Raw genomic sequence first — 22627 nt, 5'->3', positions numbered from 1 at the left:
CACGACCAGGTGCTGCGTTCGACGGCGGCTCATGACATGGCGCTCTCGGCCGAAGGCGCTTCCGCCGCGCGAGGCGAGGTGCTCTTCTTCACGGAGTCGCACGTCTGGCCGACGCCCGACGTCCTCGCGAAGTGCCGAGACGTGCTCGCCGCCCACCCGGAGTGGAGCGCGTTCTCCTGCACGTCGGAGCGGGTCACGTCGAACCGCCTGTCGGTCGTCGAGGCCGACATGTACGAGGCCGATATCGCGTACGGGATGACCGAGCACCCCTGGCGCAAGATCCTCGATCAGTGCTTCGTCACGCGGCGGACGGCCTATGTCGAGACCGGTGGATTCCCCGCCGAGTACGGCCACTTCGCCGAGTGGGTCCTCGCCGCACGCTATCACGCCCGCGGCTTCACGATCGGCCATGTGCCGGAGATTCGGCTCCGCCATCAGTACAGCGGACACATCGGCGTGTTGCGCGAGTTCACGTGCGACTTCATCGACGGTGAGGCGGCCTTCCTCGGGCGGCCGCGGAATCGGCCCGGCGACGAGCTGATCGAAACGCCCCCGGAATGGGAGGCTCACGCCAACTGGGATCGGCACATCGCCCGCGCGATCGTCGCGTCGGCGCTGCGCGACGCTCACGGACCGAACGCCGAGCGGCGCGAAGAGCGCCACCAACGCGCGCCTCGCATCGTGCAGTGGCTTCCCGCCGCGCTCGTCGGCACCGGCTTCGACCGCGCCGCCGCGGCGATCGAACGATGGCGGGCAAGAGCCGTGGTCGCGTGGGCGAACCGCTTCGGCACCCTCGAACAGACGCGCGGGGCGTTTCAGACGTACACGACGGCGCTCATCCGCGGCCGCCGCCTTCGACACGCCGCCGAGCGCAACGCCTCACGGCGGCGCATGGCTCGAGTCGCCGATCGCCTGCGCTGGACGCCGGGGGATCCCGGCACCGTGGCGGTCGCCGGCGCGCATCAGCCGGAGGTGTGGGCGGGCGTGACGTTTCGCTGGTCCGAAGCGGTCGCGGTCGCATGCGGCACACTGCGGCCGGGCCGCTACGTCGCGACGATCGAATGTGCGCCCATCCGCAGGCTCGGCGAGAGCGCCGCGGTCCGCTTCTTTCACAATGGCGAACGCATCCCGGCCGACCAGGTGACGCTCGACGGCTGGTCGTTCCGCATGCCCGTGACGGTGCCACGAAGCGGCCGTTCGGCGATCGTCTGGATCTGCGATCCCTTTCCCGCTCCCGGCGACGCTCGCACGCTCGGGCTTCCGCTGATCCGCGTCGGTTGGACGACGGAATCGGACGCGACACGCGAAGCCGAGGCCGACGACACCCAGCCGGCGGACGGCCGCGCGCCGCGTGAGGCAGACGCCACCCTGGCCGTGCGCGACGCCCGCCCCATCTCGGGTCTCGACGTTCCCGCCGTTGACCCGTAGACCTGATTGAGCCCGACCGGCCGCTACACGAACACGATGCAGACCGGCGCCGGCGCGTCCAGCGTGACGTCGGTCATCGTCAGCTTCCCGCTCGCGCGGTCGATCCTCTGGACGAACGACTTGTGCACGTTCTGGCCTTCGGTGATGACCCAGTCGCCGGTCGGATCGATCTTGAAGTTCCGAGGCGTGCCGCCGGCCGGAAAGTGGCCCTGCGGCGCGAGCGTTCCGTTGGCCTGATCGATGGCGAAGAGCGCCAGGCTGTTGTGCCCGCGGTTGGAGACGTAGAGATGCTTCCCGTCGGGATGAACCTCGATCTCGCCGCACGACCCCGTCCGCGGCGCATCGGGCGGCAGCGTGTCGTGCGTGTCGAGCGCCGTCAGCGAGCCGCTGGCCGCATCCCACGCGAACGTCGAGACGGCGCGGCCCGCTTCATAGCACACGTACAGGTACTTCCCGTTCGGGTGGAACGCCAGATGCCGCGGCGCGGCCCTGAGCTTCGTCGCATCCACGGCCGGCGGCGTGTTCGGCGTGAGCATTCCGCTGGCCGCATCGAACGTGTAGACGACGATCTGATCCCACCCCTTCTCTGCCACGACCAGGAACTTGTTGTCGGGCGACATCAGCACGCAGTGCGGATGCGAGGTGGGCGGATTGGCGGCGCCGGGAGCGGCATTGGGATCGACCTTCTTCGGTCTCGGCGTGTGCGGCACGAGCTGGGCCGGCGCATCCGGCAGCCTTCCGTCCGATCCGATCGGAAAGACGACGATGGACGTGCCGATCGCACCTGGGCCGTCGCCGTAGTTGCCCGCGATCGCCCACTTGCCCGAGCGATCGACCAGCATGTGCGCCGGCGCGCGGCCGTTCGTTTTCGATCGGCTGATCTGAGTCAGCGCGCCCGACGTGGCGTTGATCGAGAACGCCGTAATCGCGCCGTCGGGACCGCCCGCCTCCGGCGGCGGCAGCTCGTTGGCCGCATACAGGAATCGCCCGTTCGGGTGGAGCGCCAACCAGCTCGGGCTGTCGGTCTCGGCCGCGACGCCCAGCGCCGTGGCCTGACCGGTCGAAGGGTTGAATCGAAAGGCGTAGATGCCTTTGCTGCCGGCGTTGTTGTTCGTGTAGGTGCCGACGTAGACCAGCCGTTCGCCCCCCTGCGCCGAGGCCTGCGCCGCGCGCATTATCGCCGGGGCCCACGCCGCCGTCACCAGAAACGTCCGTCGCGTCGTCTTCATGGACTGGCTCCCTCGGGGGGATTCTACGTGCGAATGCGGATGCCGTGCATCGCGCCGCCTCGACGCTCTCTTGTGGCCCCGCGCTCCCTGGGACGCTCGGACGGGTGGACGTTGCCGAGTGCGCGACGAGGCCGTACACTCGATCCCGACAGCTCAGCGGCTCGGTCCGGTTCGTCTGCAGCGTTCGAGGCTGTCGAGGCAGGGACTTCTGCGTACGCTCCTCACGCTGTTCGGGCTCGTCCGGCTGGCCGGATTCGCTACTGACCCATTACTCGACGGCGAGCGCCTGCACGCGGTCGTCGGCGAACCGTCGCGCGTGGTGCACGGGCCGGCCCACGAGCGGCCGCTGACCGTCGTCTCCTGGAACATCGCGAGGGGCACGCGGTACGAAGAGATCCGCGACGTGCTCGTCGCGGCTGACGCCGACGTCTACCTGCTGCAGGAAGCCGACCACGGTGTCCGGCGGTCGAAGTACAGGAACGTCGCGGCCGACCTCGCCGCGGACCTGGGCATGAACTGGGTGTTCGCGGGCGAGTTCCAGGAGATCGGCGAATCGAAGGGCAACGTGCCGGCGCTGACCGGCCAGGCCGTGCTCAGCCGGTATCCGATCGACGACGCCGTCGCGCTCCGCTTCAAGAACCAGGCGGATCTCCGATGGAAGCTCGACCCGTTCCAGCCGCGCCGGGGCGGGCGCATCGCGCTCCGCGTCGCCACGGCCGGCATCGTCTTCTACAACGCGCACATCGAGAGCGCGAAGGACGACAGGTTCCGGCACAAGCAGATCGACGAGATGCTGGCGGATCGGTCGACGGCCGTCGCGCTCGAGGTTCCGGTGGTTTTCGCCGGCGACTTCAACACGCTCTCGATGCCCCACGACTCCCCGATCGTGCGCTGCCTGACGAAGGAAGGGTTCGTCGACGCGCTCGGGACGATCGACGCTCCCCGCCGGACATCGATCCACCATCGGGTGCCGCTCGACTGGATCTTCTCGCGGAACATCACCGCGCTCGGCGGACGCGTGATCGACGGCGGCCGCGCGTCCGATCACTTGCCGCTCGTGGCGGAGTTCGCGACGTCGACCGTGGTGGCGTCCCTTCGGTAGGTCGGCGTCGTACGTCGCGACTCATGACGCACGACGGCTCGTCGGCTCCCCATCAGACGTACGGCGCGCGCGCCGTTCCTGCACGACGAGCATGAGCAGGCCGACCGCCGTCCAGATCGCGGCCCGGACTCGGCGCATGAGCGCCAGGCTCAACCCCAGGCTGGCTTCGTAGCCGAGCGCGCGGGCCAGAAGCGCCGAGCCCCCTTCCGAGATGCCGATCCGCCCCGGCACGGCGCTGCCGGCGGTGTTCACGAGCTTGCTGACGACCTCGAAGACGAGGGCCGCGCCGATGGTCGGGAGAGCACCGAGCGCGTTGAGCATCACGTACGCTTCGAGCACGAGCGTGGCGTGTTGTCCGAGACAGAGCACCCCGAGCACGGGTGCGACGCCGTGATGCTCGCGCCAGAACGTCCGGACGGCGTCGAGCGGCCGGCCCCACGATCGGGAAGCGCGCGGCGGCCGTTCGTGGCGGCGAGTCCACAGCCACCATCCCGACAGAACCAGCAGGCACGATGCCGTCCAGGCCACCGGCTGCCACGTGGGATGACGGCGCAGAGCGAGCACGGCCGGCACCGCCACGATCAGCAGCGCGGACGTCAGGCTGTACATGAAGCGTTCCGCGGCGCCGGCGGCCACGCTGGCGCCGACGGGCACGAGATGCCGCGTGAGCACCGCCCGGGTCGGCTCGCTGGAGAACGGTCCGGCCCAGGTCAGGTAGCCGACGGCATCGCCGGCAATCGTCGCGCAAATCGCGTCGGACCACGGCGGACGCTCGGCAGGGCGGAGCACGAGCCTCCACCCGATCGTCTGCAGCCCGTACTTGATGGCGCCGAGCGCGAGCACGATCGGCAGGATGGGGGCGAGGCCAGCGAGCTGGCGGGCAATCACCGACGGCCCGAGGTGAACGACGAGCGCTGCCAGCAAAGCCGCGCCGCCTGCGGCGACGAGCGGAACGGCCCAGCGCGGAATGGACGCGGTCACGTCACTGGCGAACGAGGTCGCGCTCGAGCCTCGCGATGGCCGGCTCGATCTCGATGCGCGCGCGGCGGAGATCCCCGACGAAGTCGATCTCGATCCATGGCAGCCCGTTCGTCGGGACGGCAATCAGCGGCCATTGGCTGGCGAACGCCTTGTACGCGGCCGGCGCCCAGTCGTTCTCGTGGTTGGCGGCCACGAGCTTGTCGAGACATCCCACGAGCCGCTCGGCGCCGTCGCTGAACTTCGCCATGCCCACGTTGTGCGCGTGCGCGCGCGCCGGCGGCAGGACCTTGCTGAAATCGACGATCTGACGGCCTCGCAGCTCCACCTTCATGTCCTCGGCCTCGAACGTCGTTCCGACCTCGACGAGGATGGCATCAGGGTCCGGCGTGTCGAGCAACTGGCGATAGAGCTGCGGCGCGGCGAGCACGTCGGAGTTCAGGATCACCGCGCCGCCAACCAGCTCCTTCCTGGCGAGCCAGAGCGAGAACAGGCTGTTCGTGGCTTCGTACCGATCGTTCTCCACGTATCGCACGTGCGGCCCGAGCGACTCACGAATCGCGGCGGCCTGGTACCCCACCACCACGACGACGTCGTTCACGCCCGCCGACTCGAGGGCCGCCAGTTGACGTTCGAGCAGGGTGCGGCCACCCACCTCGAGCAGGCACTTGGGCCGATCGTTCGTGAGAGGCCGCAGCCGGCTGCCCACGCCGGCGGCCAGGATGATGGCTTTCGTCACGCTCACGGCTGCTCCGTTCCCGCTCACCTCAGGACGCGCCGACATCGCGCACCGTTTCGCGCCTCACCGAGACCCGCCGGACGAGAAACGGGGCCACGGCGATGATGATGACGCCGCCGAGCGTCGCGCCGAACGCCCAAAGGACGAGCAGCGCCTTCAACTGGTTGACGATCGCCAGCACCACCACGAGGTGCGCGATCGTACTCCGTTTGATCCATTGCCGTCCCCATCGGGCGAACCGCTGAACGGCCCCGGCCGACGTCAGCGCGGCGGCGGACGAATCGTCGAACCGGCCGGGATCGGCCGCAGCGACGCGATGGCGCAGATAGAGCGTCACGACCGCCACGACCAGCGATCCGATGGCTGCGACGAACGCCGCGGTCTCGAAGACCGATCGGCCCGTGTCGGTGCGGACCGCGATCGCCAACGCGGCGAGCAGCAGCACGTACGTGGCGTAGTCGACGACCGTCTCGAACCACGCGCCGAAATCGGAGTCGCGCACCGAGAGCCGCGCGACCTCGCCGTCCGAGCAGTCGAGCACCATGCTCGCGTAATAGAGCAGCGCGCCCGCGAGCCCGGGCAGGTAGCGCCCCCGGCTGATGCACCAGGCGGAGAGCACCGCCACCACCAGCCCGGCCAGCGTGACCTGTGACGGCCGGACGTCGAGACGCGCGAGCCGAATCGAGAGCGGCACGGAGAAGCGCCGGATGATCTTCGTGAAGAAGCTCTCGCGGCTGCCACCGTTGAGGTGTCGCACGAGGTCGCGCTCGAGCCGCGCGGCGGTCCCGTCCGACAGACGACGGGTGAAGCTGTCGATCGGCAGCAGGCGGAGCGACCCGGTCGCGGCCAGCCGCTCGGCCGCGGCCGCCAGCGACTCACACGTCCGCACGACCGCGACGGCTGCAGTGGGGAGACACAGCAGAACCGGAACGCCGGAGTCGTTCACGGCGATGGCCTGCGAGCGGTCGCCGCGTTCGGCGTCGGTCGAGAGCGCAATGAGCGAGGCAGCATCGACCACGACGTCGGGTCCGATGACGATGACGGGCCCGGCCACGAGCGCGCCGAACGGGCCGGCGGCCGAGTGATCCGCGGTGAACGGAACGCCGCGCCTGGCGAGCGCGCTCGACGACGAGGGTGCGGCCGACCAGACGGTCACGGGCGAGAGGCCCACGCGGTGCGCGACGAGCACGGCGCGCTCCCAGACGGCCAGCGATCCAATCCGCGCCGCGGCGGCTCCGACGATCACGAGCGCTCGCGGGGCCGTCATCGCGCGGCCTCCGTCGCGTCGCCGGTCGACGACGACTCGAGCAGCAGCTCCGCCTCGAGCCACCACCGCGGGCGAAACACCGCGCGAACCGGACGCCCGCTCGACGGTCCCGACGCGAGATACGCGATCCGGAACTTCGTGTCGTCGCCCGTCCGTCGATTCCGCACCTCGAAGCGCCCATCGATGACGTCGCGAAACGTGCCGGTCTTCGTCCGGAATGCAGGCTGGTACGAACAGGACAGGAGCGACGCGTCGTAGAGCGCCCGATTGTAGAGGTAGGCCACGGGCTCGACACGCGCGCGCGAGCCGGACGACGTCCGGCACGGTCCAAGGCTGCGCTCGATGAGCGACGTCATCGCGAACAGAAAACCCGGCGCGACGCCCGCCGGCCGATCCAGGGGTCGCGGCGTCGCCGCGCGCTCTCGAAGCGCGCTCAACACCGCATCGAGCTGCCGGTACGACACCCGCGCGTCCATCGTGAGCGTCGCCGACCTCGTGACGGCATGATCGGACGACATCGTGGTCTGCACGCCTTTGAAGGTCGTCCCGCCGCTCGATCGGCGCCGATCGACTTCCGACTTGGCCTCGTCGAGGCTCTGTTCGTCCGAAGCCGTCATCAAGCCGATGACCTCCGCCTCGCCGTTCGAAACCGTTTCCTTGACGTATCCCCAACGGTTGATCTGTCGCGGCGCGCGCTCCGGATCGGTACCCACGAGCAGCTCGATCGTCTGCTCGGCGCCGGCAGTCTGCCAGGTGATTCTGGCTTCGCCGACGGCATCACGCCCGATCCAGAAGAGGAGCATCGGGCGGATGCTCGCGTTCAGCACATAGCGCTGCTCGACGACCGAAGGAGATGCTTCGGGATGGCTGGCCGCGGCCATGCCGGCGAGCACTGCGCCAAGGAGCGCGACGATGGTCGGAGGCGAGGCCGCCATGCCCATCCGAATTGCAAGACGCGAGCCCAGCGCGGCGAGAAAGGACGGTCAGGTTCCAGGGGCATGACGGCGCCACGGCGCGGACTTCTCCGGGGATACCGGGATAACCGCGAAGAGGAGCCGGGCGTGCTGCTCCCAACGAGCGCGGGAAGGCAGGCGCTCCTCTCAGGCCTCGTCGGCCGACCTTGGCGCCGCTTCGGCTCCCGGAGGTTCGCGAAAGGGATCCATCGGAATCGGCAGGTACTCGACGTCGAGGACCTCGAGGTGTTCGGTCTTCGTCGGCGCGCGCAGGACGACGCGGTCGCCCGGACTGGCCTTCATGAGCGCGTGCGCCAACGGCGACCGCCAACTGATGTACCGCCGGTGCACGTCGACTTCGTCGATGCCGACGATGCGGACGACGTGCTCGACGCCGCCGGCGTCCCGGTAGGTGACGGTAGCGCCGAAGAACACGCGGGCGGCGGCCGACGCCGGTCGCGGCGCCGCCGGGTCGACGACCTCGGCCGCGTCGATCCGCTTCGTCAGAAACCGGATCCGCGAATCGATCTGGCGCAGACGGCGTTTGCCGTACTGGTAGTCGGCGTTCTCGCTGCGGTCGCCGTTGCCGGCCGCCCACGCCACGACCGCCGTCACGGCCGGCCGTTCGCGGGTCATGAGAAAGCGATGTTCATCCTTCAGCCGCTGCAGCCCCGCCGGCGTGATGTAGTTCTTCAGCGCCGGGCCCGGCGGCTCGCGCACCGGTTCTCTCAGCGGTCTCTTCGTTCGCATCGCAGCGCTCCTGCCCGACACCTGCCGCCCTCCGGCAGTTCCACATCTCCTTTGTACACGAGGCAACGCTGGTAATCGCCTGAGCGGCAATGCCAACTGAGCGATCACGAACTGCGGGCAGCGCGCATTGCGCACCCGTCAGAAACGGTAGGCCCAGCCGACGAGCAGGCTCAGCGTCGGAACATCGGCGAAGCTCGTGATCGGGTAGCCGTCGCCGGTCCTGATCACGTGCAAGACCGCGTCCGCCTGGATTACGCCGTGCGGCCCGGCAGGCGCCTCGATGCCGGCAGAAAGGCTCACGCCGGGACGGTGCAGCGCGGCGTTCCGATACGCGATCGTGTACAGCCCGCCGCCCGCGGACACGCGCGCGCACACCGGCGGCCATCCGGTCCGGATGCCGATGAGCGCCACGAGATGGCGCGCCGACATCGAACCGATCGACCGGTCGTCGGTCACGCGATACCCCGCACCGGGGTCGTAGCGCGTGCGGCGGACATCCCACCGCGCCGTCGCGCCTTCGATTCGCAGACGCAGCGGCCCCACGAGAGGCAGGTCCGCACGGCCAGCCACGTGGGTTCCTGCGTGCACGCTGCCGGATCCGCCGTCGTCCTCCACGACATCGGCCGGCAACTCGAGGTACGGAGACGACTTGCCCACGGCGATGCCGACGCTGGGCGGCTGCGGCAGCCGGCAGTCGCCGGCGCCCTGTGCGTGCGCCGTGTCGGCCGTTTCGATCGCGCACAGCATCAGCCAGGTGATCGCCGCCCGAGGCCTCATGTCGTCAACGGATCTCGCCGTCCGCAGCGCGGTCGAGCGTGGCCCGTGTCACCACGAGAGCCAGCCTCGGCCGTGCGCTGCGGCCATTGTGCCCCAAGGCCAGCCGGAGCGGCGGCGCCGACACCTTGCCTGCCGCGCCCGCCGTGCCCTACTCTGGCAGGCGTTGTCACGGGGTTTTCCGGCATGACCGACTCGCTCACCGCGGAAGCCTCTGGACCATCGATCCCGCCGGACATCAAGTGCGCGCAGGATTACGAGCGCCTTGCACCGCGATTCCTGCGCACACCCTTCTTCGAGTACATCGCCGGCGGCAGCGCTGAAGGTGTGACGACGGCGGCGAACCGGCGCGAACTCGGCGCCTGGACGGTGTGTCCGCGCGTGCTCGCCGAAGTCGCGCACGGCCACACGCGGCTGATGCTCGGTGGCGACGAACACCTGCATCCGATCCTGCTTGCGCCGGTGGCCCATCAGAAGCTGGCACACCCCCAAGGTGAGCTCGAGAGCGCGCGGGCGGCCGCCGCGACGCGCACCTGCATGGTGGTCAGCACCCTGTCGAACTACACGCTGGAAGACATCGCCGGTGCCGGCGGCACGGGCCACTGGTTTCAACTCTACGCGCAGCCCGATCGCGCCGCGACCGCCGACTTGATCCGGCGCGCGCAAGCCGCAGGCTACCGCGCGATCGTGCTGACCGTCGACGCACCGGTGCAGGTTCCAAGCCTCGATGCGCAGCGTGCAGGGTTTCAAATGCCCGCCGCCTGCACGACGCCGAATCTGGCCGGCTACGGCCCGGTACCCGCACACGATCTCGCGCGCGGCGAGAGCCGGGTGTTGCACGGCTACATGCGCCGCGCCGCGACGTGGCGCGATCTCGAGTGGCTGCGTGCAGAGACGCCGCTGCCGCTGTGGGTGAAAGGCGTCCTGCATGTGGACGATGCCCGCGCGCTTCGGGACGCCGGCATCGCCGGCATCGTCGTGTCCAATCATGGAGGGCGCGGGCTGGACGGCGCACCGGCGAGCTTGGCGATGCTGCCGGAAGTTCGCGCCGCGGTGGGCGACGACTACCCGGTGCTCTTCGACAGCGGCATCCGCTCCGGCATGGACGTGTTCAAGGCACTGGCCCTCGGGGCGGATGCCGTCCTGATCGGACGCCTGCAGGTGTACGCGCTCGCCGTCGCCGGCGCGCTCGGCGTCGCGCACGTCGTCACGTTCCTACGCGAGGAACTGGAGATCTGCATGGCGCTGAGCGGATGTGCCACGTTGGCCGACATCCGGCGCGCGACGCTCCACCGATGAGCACGTTCGACGGTCGGGTGCGCCGTTTCAACGATCAGGTGGACGATTGGCTGCGAGATCGTGGTGCCGCGGCCGGCTCGTCGAGCAGTTGACGAACCGCGGCCTTCGCCCGTTCGCGCACGTCTTCGGGAAGCTCGACGTTCGCCGCTTGCCTGCACAATCCCACGGTCTTCCGGAGTCCGTCGAGCAGAGCCGCGCACCCCGGACATTCGAGGCTGTGTTGCTCGATCGCGTCGCACGCCGAGGCGTCGAGATCGCCGTCGAGGTACGCCGAGATGTTCCGGAGTGTCTCCTGACAGGCGGGAACGTGCGGAGCGGTCATGCGTCCTCCAGGTGCTGGCGCAGCATCAGGCGCGCGCGATGCAGCCGCTGCTTCACGTTGGCTTCCGAGTAACCGGTGATCGTCGCCACCTCGCGCGTCGACAGGCCTTCCATCTCGCGCAGGACGACGATGATCCGGTAAGCCGGTGGCAGCGTCTCGAGCGCCGTGCGCAGGCGCGCGTCGACGGCCGCCCGCACCATCTGCTCGTCGATCGGCGCCGTCCGATCGGCCACGTCCATCGGCGCCGCCTCACCGCGGGCGCCCGCGTCGAGCGGCACGAGCGCCGCGGGCTCTCCGGCTCGCCGCCGTCGCTTCATCAGACAGGCATTGCGCACCGTCGAGTACAGCCACGTGCGGAACGCGGACGGATCGTCGATGCGCCGGACGTATTGGAACGTCCTGAGCAGCGCCTCCTGCATCACGTCCTCGGCGTCCTCGGGATGGCCGCAGACGAGGACGCTGAACCGATACGCCACTTCCTGCGCGCGCATCAGGAGCCGCTCCATGGCCGTGCGATTCCCGGCCGCCGCTTCGCGTACGAGCGCGGCGTACTCCGCGCGGTCGCGATCGCGCGCCTCGGTCGCGGCCGCGGCCGGTTCAGACTGCACAGCCATCGGCATCGATTGTACGAGCGTCGATGGTGGCGTGAAGGTGGATGTCGGCATTGAGCGAGCTCGTAATCAGACAGTTGCGCTTCACCTTGTCGAGCACGCGATGCACCAGCGCGTCACTGACACCTTCCGGCACTGCCACGCGCACGTCCAGATCGATCCGCGTGAAGCGCATCACGCCGTCGGCGCGGTCCAGGGTGCCGGATGCCTCGCAGATCATCTCGGTCCAGGCCAGTTGCGACGCCCGAGCCACGCCTCGGAACGTGATCGCGAAACAGTCGGCCGCGGCTCCCACGAGCAACGTCTCCGGTGACCACAAATCGCCGGGACCGCCGAATTCGATGGGCGCGGCCGTCGCCAAGGCGCCCGCGCCGGGCGTCGTCAATCGCACCTCGCCACCTCTGTCGGGAACGGCCGTGACGACGTAACGGTGGGGTAAAGGCAGCATCGGACATCACCTCCATCTCAGAGATGCAGGACTCGGTCCGGAAGTGACAGCGCGCGCAGGCCGTTGTCACCTTCGTGCCGGATCCTGCATCTCTCCACCGGCATGGGGAAATTCGCCGCCTGTCTGGTTTCTGCTGGCCTGCTGCTGGTGCTGCTGGCCGCGCCCGCGCGGGCCCAGGACGTCCTGACACTGGCCCAGGCCACTCAGCAGGCGTTCGCCCGCAACGCCGCGTTGCGCGCCTCCCAGGCCGAGGTCGACGAGCGCGGCGCGCGCGCCTCCGAAGCACGCGCCGGCTGGTTCCCCCGCGTTTCGGTCGCGGAATCCTGGCAGCGCGGCGATCAACCGGTGTTCGTTTTCAGCTCGCTCCTGGCATCCCGCCGGTTCGCCGCCGAGAACTTCGCCATCGACGCGCTCACTCATCCGAATGCGATCGGCTTTCACCGCGGCTCATTCGGGATTCAGCAGCCGATATTCGACATCCGGCTGGGCGCGGAGGTCGAGCAGGCCCGTCTGGCGCGTGAGGTTGCGCAGTTGACCCTGGACGAGGCCCGCGGGGCGCTGGCAGTTGCCGTCGCAGAAACGTACGGCCGCGTCGCAGCAGCGGACGCCACCCGGGGCGCCGCGGATGCGGGCCTGCAAGCCGCTCGTGCTGACCGTGCACGCGCCGCCGCCCGCCGCGATGCCGGCATGGCCACCGACGCCGACGTGCTCGCCCTCGACGCACACGTTGCGGCGCTCGTCCAGCGCGTGATTCAGGCCGATGGCGAGGCCGCCATCGCACGGGCCGAGCTCAATCGGCTGACAGGCGCGCCGATCGATCGCGTTCCTCACGTTGTCGACCTGGCCGAGGCAGGTCCGGCGCCCGAGCCCGTCGAGGTTCGTGCGCTGCTCGCCGAGGCGGAGGCTGCTCGCCCTGCGCTGCGCCGCGCGTCCGTGCTGGAGCAACTGGCGCGAAGCGAGGGCCGGCTCGCGCGGGCGGCCCTGCTGCCGCGCGTGATCGCGCAGGGCGGCGTCGAGATGAGCGGCAACCGCTTCGACGACCGTGCTTCGTCCTGGCTCGTTGGCGCCGAGATGAGCTGGAACCTCTCGCTCGGCGGGGCCGAACGCGCGCGCCTGCGCGCGACATCGCACGCACGAACGCGAGTCGCCGCCGAAGCCGACGATGCCAGGGCGGCGGCGCACGTCGAGATCCTCACGGCGGTCATCGAACAGCGATCCGCATTCGCACGCATGGAAGCGGGCCGCGCGGCCGTTGCCCAGGCGCGCGAGAGCGAGCGCATCGTCCGCGATCGGTTCGATGCAGGGCTCGCGAGCGTGACGGACTTGCTGCGGGCGCAGACCGCGGTGCTCGATGCCGAGGCACAACGCACGGCTGCCGGTGTGGGCGCCCTGATCAGCGCGGCGAAGTTGACGCAGGCGCTCGGACGACAGCCTTGACGCGAGGTCCCGTGAAGCCGATTCTCCCTTCTCTCCTCGGGCTCGTCGTCCTCTCGGCCGGCTGCGGCAGTGGGACGCCGGCAGCACCGGCAGCCTCGACATCCGGCCCGATCGCCACGGTGCGCGTGCAGGCTGCTGACCTGCCGTCCACGTTTGAAGCAGGCGGCATCGTGCGCGCGCGGACCACCGCCGTCATCGCCAGCCGTCTTCTGGCGCCAGTCGTCGCGGTGCACGTGCGCCCCGGCGATCGAGTGCGCCGCGGCGCACCGCTCGTCACGCTCGAAGGGCGCGAGATGGCCGCCGCCCATGCACGGGCCCGGGCCGTCTTGAGCGCGAGCGAAGAGACCGTTCGCGCAGCGGAGGGATCCGTGCAGGCGGCGGACGCGGCGGTGACGCTGGCACGCACGACACACGATCGAATGCGGACGTTGTTCGAAAAGCGATCGGCGACGGCGCACGAGCTCGATCAGGCGACGGCGGCACTCGACGGCGCGCAGGCACAGATGGCCTCGGCGCGAGCGAATCTGGCGGCCGCCGTGGCGTCGCGCGCCGCCGCTGACGCCGCTGTCGAGCAGGCCGCGTCGGCCCAGACTTACACGTCGTTGACCGCGCCGTTCGACGGGGTCATCACGGACCGCGCCGTTGATCCCGGTGACATGGCCGCGCCGGGCCTACGGCTTCTCACGCTCGAAGATGCAGAGGCCGTCCGCCTGGAGTTGACGCTCGACGAAGCGCGCGCGGCCTTGGTGTCGACGTCACGCCCCAGCCGCGTCTCGGTTCGGGTCGAGCAGCAAGTCCGTGACGGACGAGACGAGCCGTGGATCGAGGCGGTCGTGGCCGAGATCGCGCGCGTCGATCCCGCGTCGCACAGCTTCGTCGTGAAGCTGGATTTGCCTGCGACGGTGCGGCCTCTGTCGGGCACGTTCGGCCGTGCGCGGTTCGAAGGCCCTCCGCGCAAGGCACTCGTCGTCCCAGCATCGGCCGTCGTCCGCCGCGGCCAACTGACGTTCGCTTACGTCGTGGACGATGACGACCGTGTGCGTCTGCAGCCGATCTCGCCAGGCGCACGCGTCGACGATCGCCTCGAAGTGCTGGCGGGCCTGAGCGAAGGGCTCAGGGTCGTGGCGCAGCCCCCAGCCTCGCTGTCCGAAGGGGTTCAGATTCGTGAGGGCGGCCGATGACTGCCGGTCGAGGCCCGGCCGGACGGATTGCGGCGGCCTTCATGCATTCCAAGCTGACGCCGCTCGCGATCGTCGCGTCGCTCGGCCTGGGAACGTTCGCCGTCGTCGCGCTGCCGCGCGAGGAAGAGCCCCAGATCGTCGTGCCGATGATCGACGTGAGCGTCGAGCTGCCCGGCGCTTCACCGACCGAAGTCGAGCAGCGTGTGGCGAGGCCCGTCGAGCAGTGGCTCTGGGAAGTGCCCGGGGTCGAGTACGTCTACTCGACGTCGCAAGCCGGCCGCGGGATGGTCATCGTCCGCTTTCTCGTCGGCCAGGACCAAGAACAGGCGCTCGTCCGCCTGAATCAGAAGCTCGGCGCCCATGCCCACGAGCTGCCGCCTGGCGCCTCGCCGCCGCACGTGCAGGCGCGATCGATCGATGACGTGCCGGTGATGACGCTGACGCTGTGGGGTCCTTCCTACGACGACCTGCAGCTCCGGGCTATCGGCCGACAACTCCAGGAATCTCTGAAAGAGCTGACCGATGTCTCGGAGATGGCCGTCATCGGCGGCCGCCCGCGGCAGATCACCGTCGCTCTCGATCCCGCCCGGCTGGCGTCGCGCGGCATCGGCCCGCTCACGGTCGTGCGCGCGCTGGAAGCGGCCAACGTCCGCATCCCGGCCGGCCGGATCGTCTCGAACGATCGCGCCTGGCTGGTCGACAGCGGACGATGGATCGAGTCGATCGACGACGTACAGAACCTCGTGATCGGGTCACGCGCAGGATCCCTGCTGCGGCTGTCGGACGTCGCATCCGTCGAGGACGGCGGTGGCGAGCCTGCGAGCTACGTGATACAGCACCCGCGGCCGGGCGAGGCGTTCCCGGCCGTCACGCTGTCGATCGCCAAGCGCAAGGGGGCCAACGCGATCACGCTGACGCGCGCCGTCGAGCATCGGATCGACGAACTGCGAGGGCACCTGCTGCCGCGCGATCTCACCGTGTCGATCACTCGCAACTACGGTGAGACCGCGGCGCACAAGTCGAACGAGCTGCTGTGGCACATGCTGCTCGCCGTCATCTCGGTGTCCGTGCTCATCTGGCTCGTGCTCGGGCGGCGCGAGTCGATCGTCGTGCTGGCGGCCATTCCCGTCACGCTGGCGCTGACGCTCTTCGTCTTCTCGCTCTACGGCTACACGCTCAATCGCATCACGCTCTTCGCGCTGATCTTCTCGATCGGCATCCTCGTGGACGATGCGATCGTCGTCGTCGAGAACATCGTGCGGCATGCGCGGGCGATGAAGCCCGGCGACTCGTTGGGACCGGTCGCCCTCGCCGCTGTCAACGAGGTCGGCAATCCGACGATTCTCGCCACGCTCACGGTCGTCGCCGCCATTCTCCCGATGGCGTTCGTCGGCGGCCTGATGGGACCGTACATGCGGCCGATTCCGATCGGTGCGTCTGCCGCGATGGCGTTCTCGCTCCTCGTCGCGTTCGTCGTCACGCCGTGGGCGGCGGTGCGCCTCCTCGGCAGGCCGCATGGCGATGCGCCTGCCGCGGAGGATCGCGCCACGCGGCTCTATCGGCGCGTCATGGGGACGCTCATCGCCAACCCTCGACGCCGCATGGCGTTTCTCGGTCTCGTTGCGGGCCTGCTCGTGGCGGTCATGGCGTTCGTGCCGGCCGGCCTCGTCTCCGTGAAGATGCTGCCGTTCGACAACAAGAGCGAGCTGCAGGTCATCGTCCGGCTGCCGGAGCAATCGCCGCTCGAAGCCACGGCTGGCGTCGCCGGCGCGCTCGCGGACGAAGCGCTCCGTGATCCGGCCGTCGAGAGCGTGCAGAGCTACACCGGCACGGCGGCGCCCTACACGTTCAACGGGCTCGTACGGCACTACTTCCTCAGGCAGGATCCGAATCTCGCCGACCTGCAGGTGATGCTGCGCGCCCGGAACGAGCGGAGCGAGCAAAGCCACGCGATCGCGGTTCGCCTGCGCGAACGGCTTGCCCCCTTGGCGTCTGGGCTCGGGGCGCGCCTCCAGGTCGTCGAGCTGCCGCCGGGCCCGCCCGTGCTGCAGACGCTCGTCGCCGAAGTCTACGGACCCGACGCGAACCGGCGGCTGGCGCTGGCCGAGCAAGTGCGCGCGATCTTCGAGCAGACGCCTGGCGTCGTCGACATCGACTGGTACGTGGAAGCCGCGCAACCGCGGCTCCGGTTGGAGGTGGACGAGGAGAAGGCCGCGATGGCGGGCACGACGGCGGCCGACGTCGCATCGCTCGTGTCGCTCGCTGGTCGAGGTGCGCCGGCCGGGCTGCTGCACGACGCGCGGGCGCGAGAGGACGTGCCGATCGTGCTGCGCCTGCCGCGCGCGCAGCGCGGCTCGCTCGACGCCGTGCAGAGCCTGCGGCTGACGCCGCAGGACGGGACGGCCGTGGCCGTCGGCGAGATGACACGCACCGTTCGCGACGAAGAGGAGCAGAGCGTTTACCACAAGAACCTGCGGCCCGTGACCTACGTGACTGGAGACGTCGCAGGCGACGTCGAGAGTCCCGTGTACGCGATTCTCGCGATGAACCGCGCGCTCGGACGGATCGCGCTGCCGGAAGGCTACGCGCTCGATGTCTTCACCGCGACGCCGCCCGACGACAGCACGCGGTACGCGATGAAGTGGGATGGCGAATGGCACATCACGTACGAGGTCTTCCGCGACCTCGGCCTTGCCTTTGCCGCCGTGCTCGTCCTCATCTACCTGCTCGTCGTCGGCTGGTTCCAGTCGTTCACGACGCCGCTGACGATCATGCTGGCGATTCCGTTCTCGCTCGTCGGCATCCTGCCGGCCCACGCCGCACTCGGCGCGTTCTTCACGGCGACGTCGATGATCGGCTTCATCGCGGGCGCGGGGATCGTCGTGCGCAACTCGATCATCCTCGTCGACTTCATCGAGCTTCGCGTGCGCGAAGGCATGCCGCTCGCCGAGGCTGTCGTCGACGCCGGAGCCGTGCGCTTCCGGCCGATGGCGCTGACGGCCGCGGCGGTCATCGTCGGCGCCGGCGTCATTCTGTTCGACCCGATCTTCCAGGGCCTCGCGATTTCCCTGATGGCGGGGGAAGTCGCATCGCTGCTGCTGTCTCGCATGACCGTGCCGATCATGTACTACCTCACGCATCGCCGCCTGAACGAAGGAGTCGCCCCATGACCGTTGAACGCTGGCTGCGGCTGATCGCCGGAGGGATCTCCATCGCGAGCCTCCTGCTGGCCGTCTATGTGAATCTCCATTTCCTGTGGCTGACCGCATTCGTCGGCCTGAACCTGTTCCAGTCGGGATTCACGAACTGGTGCCCGATGATGTCGATCCTGAGGCGCGCGGGCGTGCGGGGATGAGTGTCTTTGGGGCATCATTCCCCACTCAGGTCCGGCTCCACCTCATGAGATGAGGAGGTGCGCGCCGGCCGGATGCGGTAGCTTGCCAACGCGGCCTCTCGCGAGCCGTCCTGATGCAGCGCGGAGCCGACGAAGGGCGAGGCTCGACGACACGAACCGCCGGTGGAGTTTGCTCGGCGTCGCGTGGCGCTGCGGCGAGCGGCCCACGTCGGCGCACTGCAGACACGGGGGAACGCATGGACGTCAAACGAAGCGGCTCACAGCCCTCGGCCAAAGGCCCTGCCGACTGGTTCACGGGCGCCGTTCGCATCGATCGGCTGTTCGACGCCCCAGAGCCGGCTCGCGCTGGCGGAGCAAGCGTGACGTTCGAGCCCGGTGCCCGCACGGCATGGCACACGCACCCGCTCGGTCAAACGCTGATCGTGACGTCCGGCGTCGGCCGTGCGCAGCGATGGGGTGGCCCCATCGAGGAGATTCGGGCCGGCGATGTCGCGTGGTTCGCACCTGGCGAGAAGCACTGGCACGGCGCGGCGCCAACCACCGCCATGACGCACATCGCGGTTCAGGAGAAGCTCGACGGCAAGCCCGTGGACTGGCTGGAGCACGTCACCGCCGAGCAGTACGAAGGCCGCGCGGCCGCTTCCTAGGTCGCGCCCGCGATCCGCCGCGGGAGAGGACGGCTGCGGTTGGCTGCGCTACCAGTCGATCGCACGCCGGTCGCGGAAGAAGCCTCCCGTCGGCCCCCCATCGGGCAGCGTCGCCAGCCACACGACGGTGTCCGCGCCTTCCTGCACCGAGCGCGGGGCTGAGCGACCTCCCATGTCCGTGCGGACCCAGCCGGGATCGGCGGCGTTGACGAGCACGCCATCACCGCGATAGCTGTCCGCGAGAACCCGCGTGAACGCGTTCACCGCGGCCTTCGAGATCGAGTACGCCGGCGCGTACGCGGACATCGTCGCGAGCTGCCCTGCCCCAGATGACACGTTGACGACACGGCCGTAGCCGGCGTGCGCCATGGCAGGCACGAAGGCGCGGCACACCTCGATCACGCCGAACAGGTTCGTCTCGACGGTGCCCCGATAATCGCGGGCGGCGATTGACAACGGGGCGTCGTGCTCGCCGACGAGGATGGCGGCGATGTTCACCACGATATCGATGCGACCGGCAAGTGCGGTCACCGCCTGCCTGGCCTCGGCAATGCTGTCGACGCTCGTCACCTCCATCGCCACGACGATGGCGCGGTGTTGATCGGCATCAGGCAGGGAACGGCGGGCGCGTTCGAGCGCGCGAATGTCTCGTCCGGTCAGGACGACCACGAGGCCTCTCGCCAGCAGTTGGCGGGCCGTCTCGAATCCGAGACCTCGATTGGCGCCCGTGACGAGCGCGACGCGCGGCTGTGCAGTGCTCATGTGCCGACCCCGGTTGCCGAGCGCTTCACGGTCCAGCTCATTCCTTGACTCCGTGCCGTCGCAACGCCGCTTGGACCTGCGGATTGCCGTCCGCCATCGCGATGAGCGATCTGGGCTCACCGTTTCCTGGCGCATGGATATCGGCGCCCGCCGCGACGAGACGATCGACCACCGCGGGGTAGTCTCCACCGTGCGCCCTGCGATGGACCGATCCGAACGCTGCCCAGCCAAGCGGCGTACTCTGGTGCACCGGATCCCGGCTGTCGACCGCGACGCGTCCGCGCTGAAGGATCGTCTCCACCAGCTCGACATCGCCGATCCAGCAGGCGGCGTGAAGCGCGGTGCCGCCATCGACGCCACCCGCGGTTTCGTCGAAACCGAGACGGAGCATGAGATGGGCTGCCTCACGGCGGCCGTGGAACACGGCGTACGCCAGGCGTGAGTGGTCGGCAGGCGTGAGCGAGGCTGGCAGCGACGGATCGTCGTCGATGAGCGCCCGCGCGCCGGCTTCGTCACCGGCCAGCGCCGCGTTGACGAAACGCACGTGCGGCGGGCTGCTGCATGCGAGCAGATCGTGGACGTCGCGATGGCCGAACTTCAGGGCCACGTCGTGCGGTGACGAACCGAAACCGAGCGTCCAGCAGTAGATGCTGAGCGGCGGCACCGGCGCGTAGCCGGGTTCGTTGATCCGCGCGGCCACCGCCTGCGGATCGGCATCCAGCACCCGAGCAGCCAGCGTGACGTCGCCGAGACGCGCTGCCATGAAGACGTCGGCACTCGCGCCGCGCTCGAGAAGCCGGCGGCAGACCTCGGGCCGCTCGGCAAGCGCGTACTGTGCGGGCGTCGACTCGTGGTCGATACAGCGGACGTCCACGCCGGCGCCGTGATCCAGCAGCACGTCGGCGATCTCGACCGTGGCCGCCTCGTGGAGGGGCTGTCGCCCGTCGCCGCCGCGTGCGTGAACGAGCGCAGGATCCCCGGCCAGCATCCGTCGCAGTTCGTCGAGCCAACCGAGCCGTGCGGCCACGTTCGGTGTCAATCTCACACCGTGAGAAAGGAGAAGCCGTGCCGTTTCATCGCTGGCGTTGTCCAGCACCGTGAACGGCCCGTTGTCCCACTCGCTCTCGAGATTGAGATCCGCATCGGACGCGATCAGCAGCTCCAGCATCGGCGCATGGTTCGCGGCGATGTGTGCGGCACGCTGACCGAACGCGAACATCGGCGCGTTGACCTGTTCCTTGACGTGCGGCAACGCGAGAAGCCGCCTGGCGGCGGATACGTCGCCGCGAGAGACGGCGTCACGGAACGCCGTGATGTCGCGCTGCTGCAGGCGCTCGACCAGCTTCGGCCACGAATCGCAACCGGCTTCTCGCGCAATGGCGAGTTGCGCGTCCGCGAGTCGAAGAGGCTGCGTGGCGCCGGCGTCCGAGCGGACGGCTTTCAGCCGGGCCAGGGCGGCGTGATCGCCGGCCCTGGCATCGCGCAGCAAGTCCTTGGCGAGCTTGCGCTGCTGTTCGAGATTGATGGGATGCTGAGTGGACACGGACGACCTCCTTCACAACCGCCCGTGTCCGCATCGTGGGCTGAAGAAAGGTCGCGTGACGAACTGCAACCGGCGACAGGTGGGCGCTGCCCTTCCCGCGGACTGGAGGCGTCCTGCACACGCCGACGGGAAGACTAGCGCACGGGCGCCAGCGAGGCAATCACCACCAGCGCTGCGGTTGGCGGCGGCGAGGCGCACTGGTCGGCGCATCGCCGACGTTATTGCGAACGACGGACCCTCACGGCGACTCGACATGTGAAGGCTCGTACGACGGCCGTCGATGCCTGCGGTAAGGTGGGATTCCCGCCGCATTCACTCACATCTCATCGGCCGCTCACCGTTTGGTGAGGACTCCGCGGCCCGGCCTCGGTCACACTTGGGGCCATGAAGACCACTGTGATGAACCCCGTGAAGGCAGTCACTTTTGTCGCCCTCGGCCTGGCCATCGCGGCCATGGGAATCTACGTGGCCCATGCCGACGACGCGCCCGGCGCCGCCGGCATGGGCATGCTGCTGATGGTGGCCGGCGTCGTGCTCGGCGTGAAGGCCGCGCGCAACCGGCTCCCGGCCTGGGCTGCCCGCACGGCGCTCGCCGTAGGCGTCGCGGCCGCCGCCTTCGCCGCATTGCTGACCCATGCGGTCGTCGTGGCCGCACCGCTCTTCCCGCCGTCGCGGGCAGTGCCATCGGTCGTCGGCTCGGCGCCGTCGCAGCGATATGCGGCGGCCGTCGAGCGCGCACGGGAGCTCGTGCGCGCAGCCGTCTTGGAGCAGAACCTGCCCGGGGTGTCCGTAGCGGTCGGCGTCGACTTGCCCTCCGTAGCCTTGGCGAAGGAGGGCACCATCGTTTGGGCGGAAGGGTTCGGATGGAGGGACGTCGTCAGTCGGACGCCCGTCACGCCGAATACGCGATTCAACATAGGCACGGCCGCGTCCGTTGTCATCCCGGCCGTCGCGCCGCTCGGTCTGACCAATACCGGCAGTGAAGCGGCGAAAGAATGGAGCCCTGAAGCGATCGGCGAGGAGGGAGAGGACTTCCCGCCCCTCACGCTGCTCCGCCACGTCATCTGGCAGCCGCTCGGTCTCATGCCCGCGGAGTACCCGTTGCCGGGCGACCGCGCGACGTTCTATGTCCCGAGATCCGATGAGAATCCGCGCCGCGGACGACGCCTGATGTACATGCGCGACCTGGCCTGCTGCGCGAACGGGATGGCGTTCTACTCCACGCCGTCGGATCTCGTGCGGTTCGCGCTGGCGGCGAATCCCGGCAACGTCAACGGCGAGCTCGCCGGCGGGATGGTGATGTCGATGGTCACGCGGCGCGACAGCGGCATCGCCATCGCTGTCACGTCGAACATGGCGCACGCGAACACGTCCGCGCTGGCGTTGCGAATCGGGGAGGCGTTCGCGGCGCGTTGATCGTCCCGAGCTGACACGATCGTCTTCGTGGACCGGCAGTCCTCTAGACGGGCAATGGCGTCCAGGTCCCGACGATGCCGGCAGGCGCGGTCTCTCGGCCTCGGCCCAGCACTCACCCTGCACCCCATCTCCAGAGGGATCGCCTTTCAGTAGCCCGAGAACTGCTCAGCATGCACACTCGCCGAGTTCACACCGGCGTTTCTGAGCAGCGTCTCCATCGCACGGACCATCGCAGGAGGGCCTGCGACGTAGTAGGTGGCCGCCGTGACGTCCCCGATGTGCTTGGCGATCAGTTCGCGCGTGATGAAGCCGTGCTCGCCGTCCCAGATTCGAGGTTCCGCCTCGAGGTCGTGTCACAGTCGGACGATCTCGACCGAGAATTTCGC

The 22627-nt window shown here is 69.4% G+C and carries 22 protein-coding genes; 9 read left to right on the top strand and 13 right to left on the bottom strand.

What is annotated here, in order from left to right; genetic code table 11:
- Nucleotides 1–36: 36 nt before the first annotated feature.
- A complete protein-coding gene (locus tag IT184_13360) occupies nucleotides 37–1428 on the top strand; it encodes a glycosyltransferase family 2 protein (protein MCC7009788.1) in 1392 nt (463 codons plus the stop codon).
- A 23-nt stretch (nucleotides 1429–1451) separates the two neighbouring features.
- Here IT184_13360 and IT184_13355 read toward each other — a convergent pair whose 3' ends face one another.
- Nucleotides 1452–2657 (bottom strand): lactonase family protein, encoded by a 1206-nt coding sequence (locus IT184_13355; GenBank protein MCC7009787.1) that lies wholly within the window; start codon nucleotides 2655–2657, stop codon nucleotides 1452–1454.
- A gap of 118 nt (nucleotides 2658–2775) precedes the next feature.
- Here IT184_13355 and IT184_13350 point away from each other — a divergent pair, with 118 nt between their 5' ends.
- Nucleotides 2776–3759 carry an endonuclease/exonuclease/phosphatase family protein gene (locus IT184_13350; GenBank protein MCC7009786.1) on the top strand — a complete coding sequence of 328 codons (984 nt, stop codon included), beginning with the start codon at nucleotides 2776–2778 and terminating at the stop codon, nucleotides 3757–3759.
- A gap of 21 nt (nucleotides 3760–3780) precedes the next feature.
- Here IT184_13350 and IT184_13345 read toward each other — a convergent pair whose 3' ends face one another.
- The 6 genes from IT184_13345 to IT184_13320 all read right to left on the bottom strand — a co-directional run bounded on the left by IT184_13345 (nucleotide 3781) and on the right by IT184_13320 (nucleotide 9223).
- Nucleotides 3781–4740 (bottom strand): flippase-like domain-containing protein, encoded by a 960-nt coding sequence (locus tag IT184_13345; protein ID MCC7009785.1) that lies wholly within the window; start codon nucleotides 4738–4740, stop codon nucleotides 3781–3783.
- A 1-nt stretch (nucleotide 4741) separates the two neighbouring features.
- The gene (locus IT184_13340; protein MCC7009784.1) at nucleotides 4742–5482 is read right to left on the bottom strand and encodes a phosphocholine cytidylyltransferase family protein; all 741 of its coding nucleotides are present in this window, start codon (nucleotides 5480–5482) and stop codon (nucleotides 4742–4744) included.
- 22 nt (nucleotides 5483–5504) lie between these two features.
- Entirely contained in the window at nucleotides 5505–6743 is a 1239-nt protein-coding gene (locus IT184_13335; GenBank protein MCC7009783.1) for a CDP-alcohol phosphatidyltransferase family protein, read from the bottom strand.
- Nucleotides 6740–7678 (bottom strand): hypothetical protein, encoded by a 939-nt coding sequence (locus IT184_13330; protein ID MCC7009782.1) that lies wholly within the window; start codon nucleotides 7676–7678, stop codon nucleotides 6740–6742. The genes IT184_13335 and IT184_13330 overlap by 4 nt, the downstream gene beginning before the upstream one ends.
- 165 nt (nucleotides 7679–7843) lie before the next feature.
- A complete protein-coding gene (greB, locus tag IT184_13325; protein ID MCC7009781.1) occupies nucleotides 7844–8446 on the bottom strand; it encodes a transcription elongation factor GreB in 603 nt (200 codons plus the stop codon).
- Nucleotides 8447–8584: 138 nt separating this feature from the next.
- Nucleotides 8585–9223 (bottom strand): hypothetical protein, encoded by a 639-nt coding sequence (locus tag IT184_13320; GenBank protein MCC7009780.1) that lies wholly within the window; start codon nucleotides 9221–9223, stop codon nucleotides 8585–8587.
- 183 nt (nucleotides 9224–9406) lie between these two features.
- Here IT184_13320 and IT184_13315 point away from each other — a divergent pair, with 183 nt between their 5' ends.
- Nucleotides 9407–10519, top strand: a complete 1113-nt coding sequence (locus IT184_13315; protein MCC7009779.1) for an alpha-hydroxy-acid oxidizing protein — start codon at nucleotides 9407–9409, stop codon at nucleotides 10517–10519.
- A 34-nt stretch (nucleotides 10520–10553) separates the two neighbouring features.
- Here the strand turns inward: IT184_13315 and IT184_13310 are convergent, their stop codons facing one another.
- From IT184_13310 to IT184_13300, 3 genes are read right to left on the bottom strand one after another with little or no spacing between them, the layout of a single operon-like run.
- Nucleotides 10554–10841 (bottom strand): zf-HC2 domain-containing protein, encoded by a 288-nt coding sequence (locus IT184_13310; protein ID MCC7009778.1) that lies wholly within the window; start codon nucleotides 10839–10841, stop codon nucleotides 10554–10556.
- Nucleotides 10838–11455: a sigma-70 family RNA polymerase sigma factor gene (locus IT184_13305; protein MCC7009777.1), complete on the bottom strand. Its 618-nt coding sequence runs from the start codon at nucleotides 11453–11455 to the stop codon at nucleotides 10838–10840. The genes IT184_13310 and IT184_13305 overlap by 4 nt, the downstream gene beginning before the upstream one ends.
- On the bottom strand, nucleotides 11439–11837 hold the full coding sequence (locus tag IT184_13300) for an OsmC family protein (GenBank protein MCC7009776.1): 399 nt from the start codon (nucleotides 11835–11837) through the stop codon (nucleotides 11439–11441). The genes IT184_13305 and IT184_13300 overlap by 17 nt, the downstream gene beginning before the upstream one ends.
- 165 nt (nucleotides 11838–12002) lie before the next feature.
- On the opposite strand from IT184_13300, the gene IT184_13295 reads away from it, so the two are divergent.
- From IT184_13295 to IT184_13275, 5 genes are all read left to right on the top strand, one after another.
- Nucleotides 12003–13337: a TolC family protein gene (locus IT184_13295; GenBank protein MCC7009775.1), complete on the top strand. Its 1335-nt coding sequence runs from the start codon at nucleotides 12003–12005 to the stop codon at nucleotides 13335–13337.
- An 11-nt stretch (nucleotides 13338–13348) separates the two neighbouring features.
- Nucleotides 13349–14518, top strand: a complete 1170-nt coding sequence (locus IT184_13290) for an efflux RND transporter periplasmic adaptor subunit (protein ID MCC7009774.1) — start codon at nucleotides 13349–13351, stop codon at nucleotides 14516–14518.
- The gene (locus IT184_13285) at nucleotides 14515–17688 is read left to right on the top strand and encodes an efflux RND transporter permease subunit (GenBank protein ID MCC7009773.1); all 3174 of its coding nucleotides are present in this window, start codon (nucleotides 14515–14517) and stop codon (nucleotides 17686–17688) included. Before IT184_13290 ends, IT184_13285 begins: the two co-directional genes overlap by 4 nt.
- The gene (locus tag IT184_13280) at nucleotides 17685–17873 is read left to right on the top strand and encodes a DUF2892 domain-containing protein (GenBank protein MCC7009772.1); all 189 of its coding nucleotides are present in this window, start codon (nucleotides 17685–17687) and stop codon (nucleotides 17871–17873) included. The genes IT184_13285 and IT184_13280 overlap by 4 nt, the downstream gene beginning before the upstream one ends.
- A 236-nt stretch (nucleotides 17874–18109) precedes the next feature.
- The gene (locus tag IT184_13275) at nucleotides 18110–18520 is read left to right on the top strand and encodes a cupin domain-containing protein (GenBank protein MCC7009771.1); all 411 of its coding nucleotides are present in this window, start codon (nucleotides 18110–18112) and stop codon (nucleotides 18518–18520) included.
- 48 nt (nucleotides 18521–18568) lie between these two features.
- On the opposite strand, the gene IT184_13270 is transcribed toward IT184_13275, so the two are convergent.
- Nucleotides 18569–19282 carry an SDR family NAD(P)-dependent oxidoreductase gene (locus IT184_13270; protein ID MCC7009770.1) on the bottom strand — a complete coding sequence of 238 codons (714 nt, stop codon included), beginning with the start codon at nucleotides 19280–19282 and terminating at the stop codon, nucleotides 18569–18571.
- A 37-nt stretch (nucleotides 19283–19319) separates the two neighbouring features.
- Complete coding sequence (locus tag IT184_13265) at nucleotides 19320–20825, bottom strand: hypothetical protein (protein ID MCC7009769.1); 1506 nt, start codon at nucleotides 20823–20825, stop codon at nucleotides 19320–19322.
- A gap of 384 nt (nucleotides 20826–21209) precedes the next feature.
- On the opposite strand from IT184_13265, the gene IT184_13260 reads away from it, so the two are divergent.
- Nucleotides 21210–22241, top strand: a complete 1032-nt coding sequence (locus IT184_13260) for a serine hydrolase (GenBank protein ID MCC7009768.1) — start codon at nucleotides 21210–21212, stop codon at nucleotides 22239–22241.
- Between the two features lie 146 nt (nucleotides 22242–22387).
- Here the strand turns inward: IT184_13260 and IT184_13255 are convergent, their stop codons facing one another.
- Nucleotides 22388–22570, bottom strand: a complete 183-nt coding sequence (locus IT184_13255) for a hypothetical protein (protein ID MCC7009767.1) — start codon at nucleotides 22568–22570, stop codon at nucleotides 22388–22390.
- Between the last annotated feature and the right edge of the window lie 57 nt (nucleotides 22571–22627).

Source organism: Acidobacteriota bacterium, from assembly GCA_020853395.1.
GTDB lineage: Bacteria > Acidobacteriota > Vicinamibacteria > Vicinamibacterales > SCN-69-37 > JADYYY01.
Note: the sequence above shows the minus strand (reverse complement) of the source record. Positions and strands in the feature narration are given on the sequence as shown.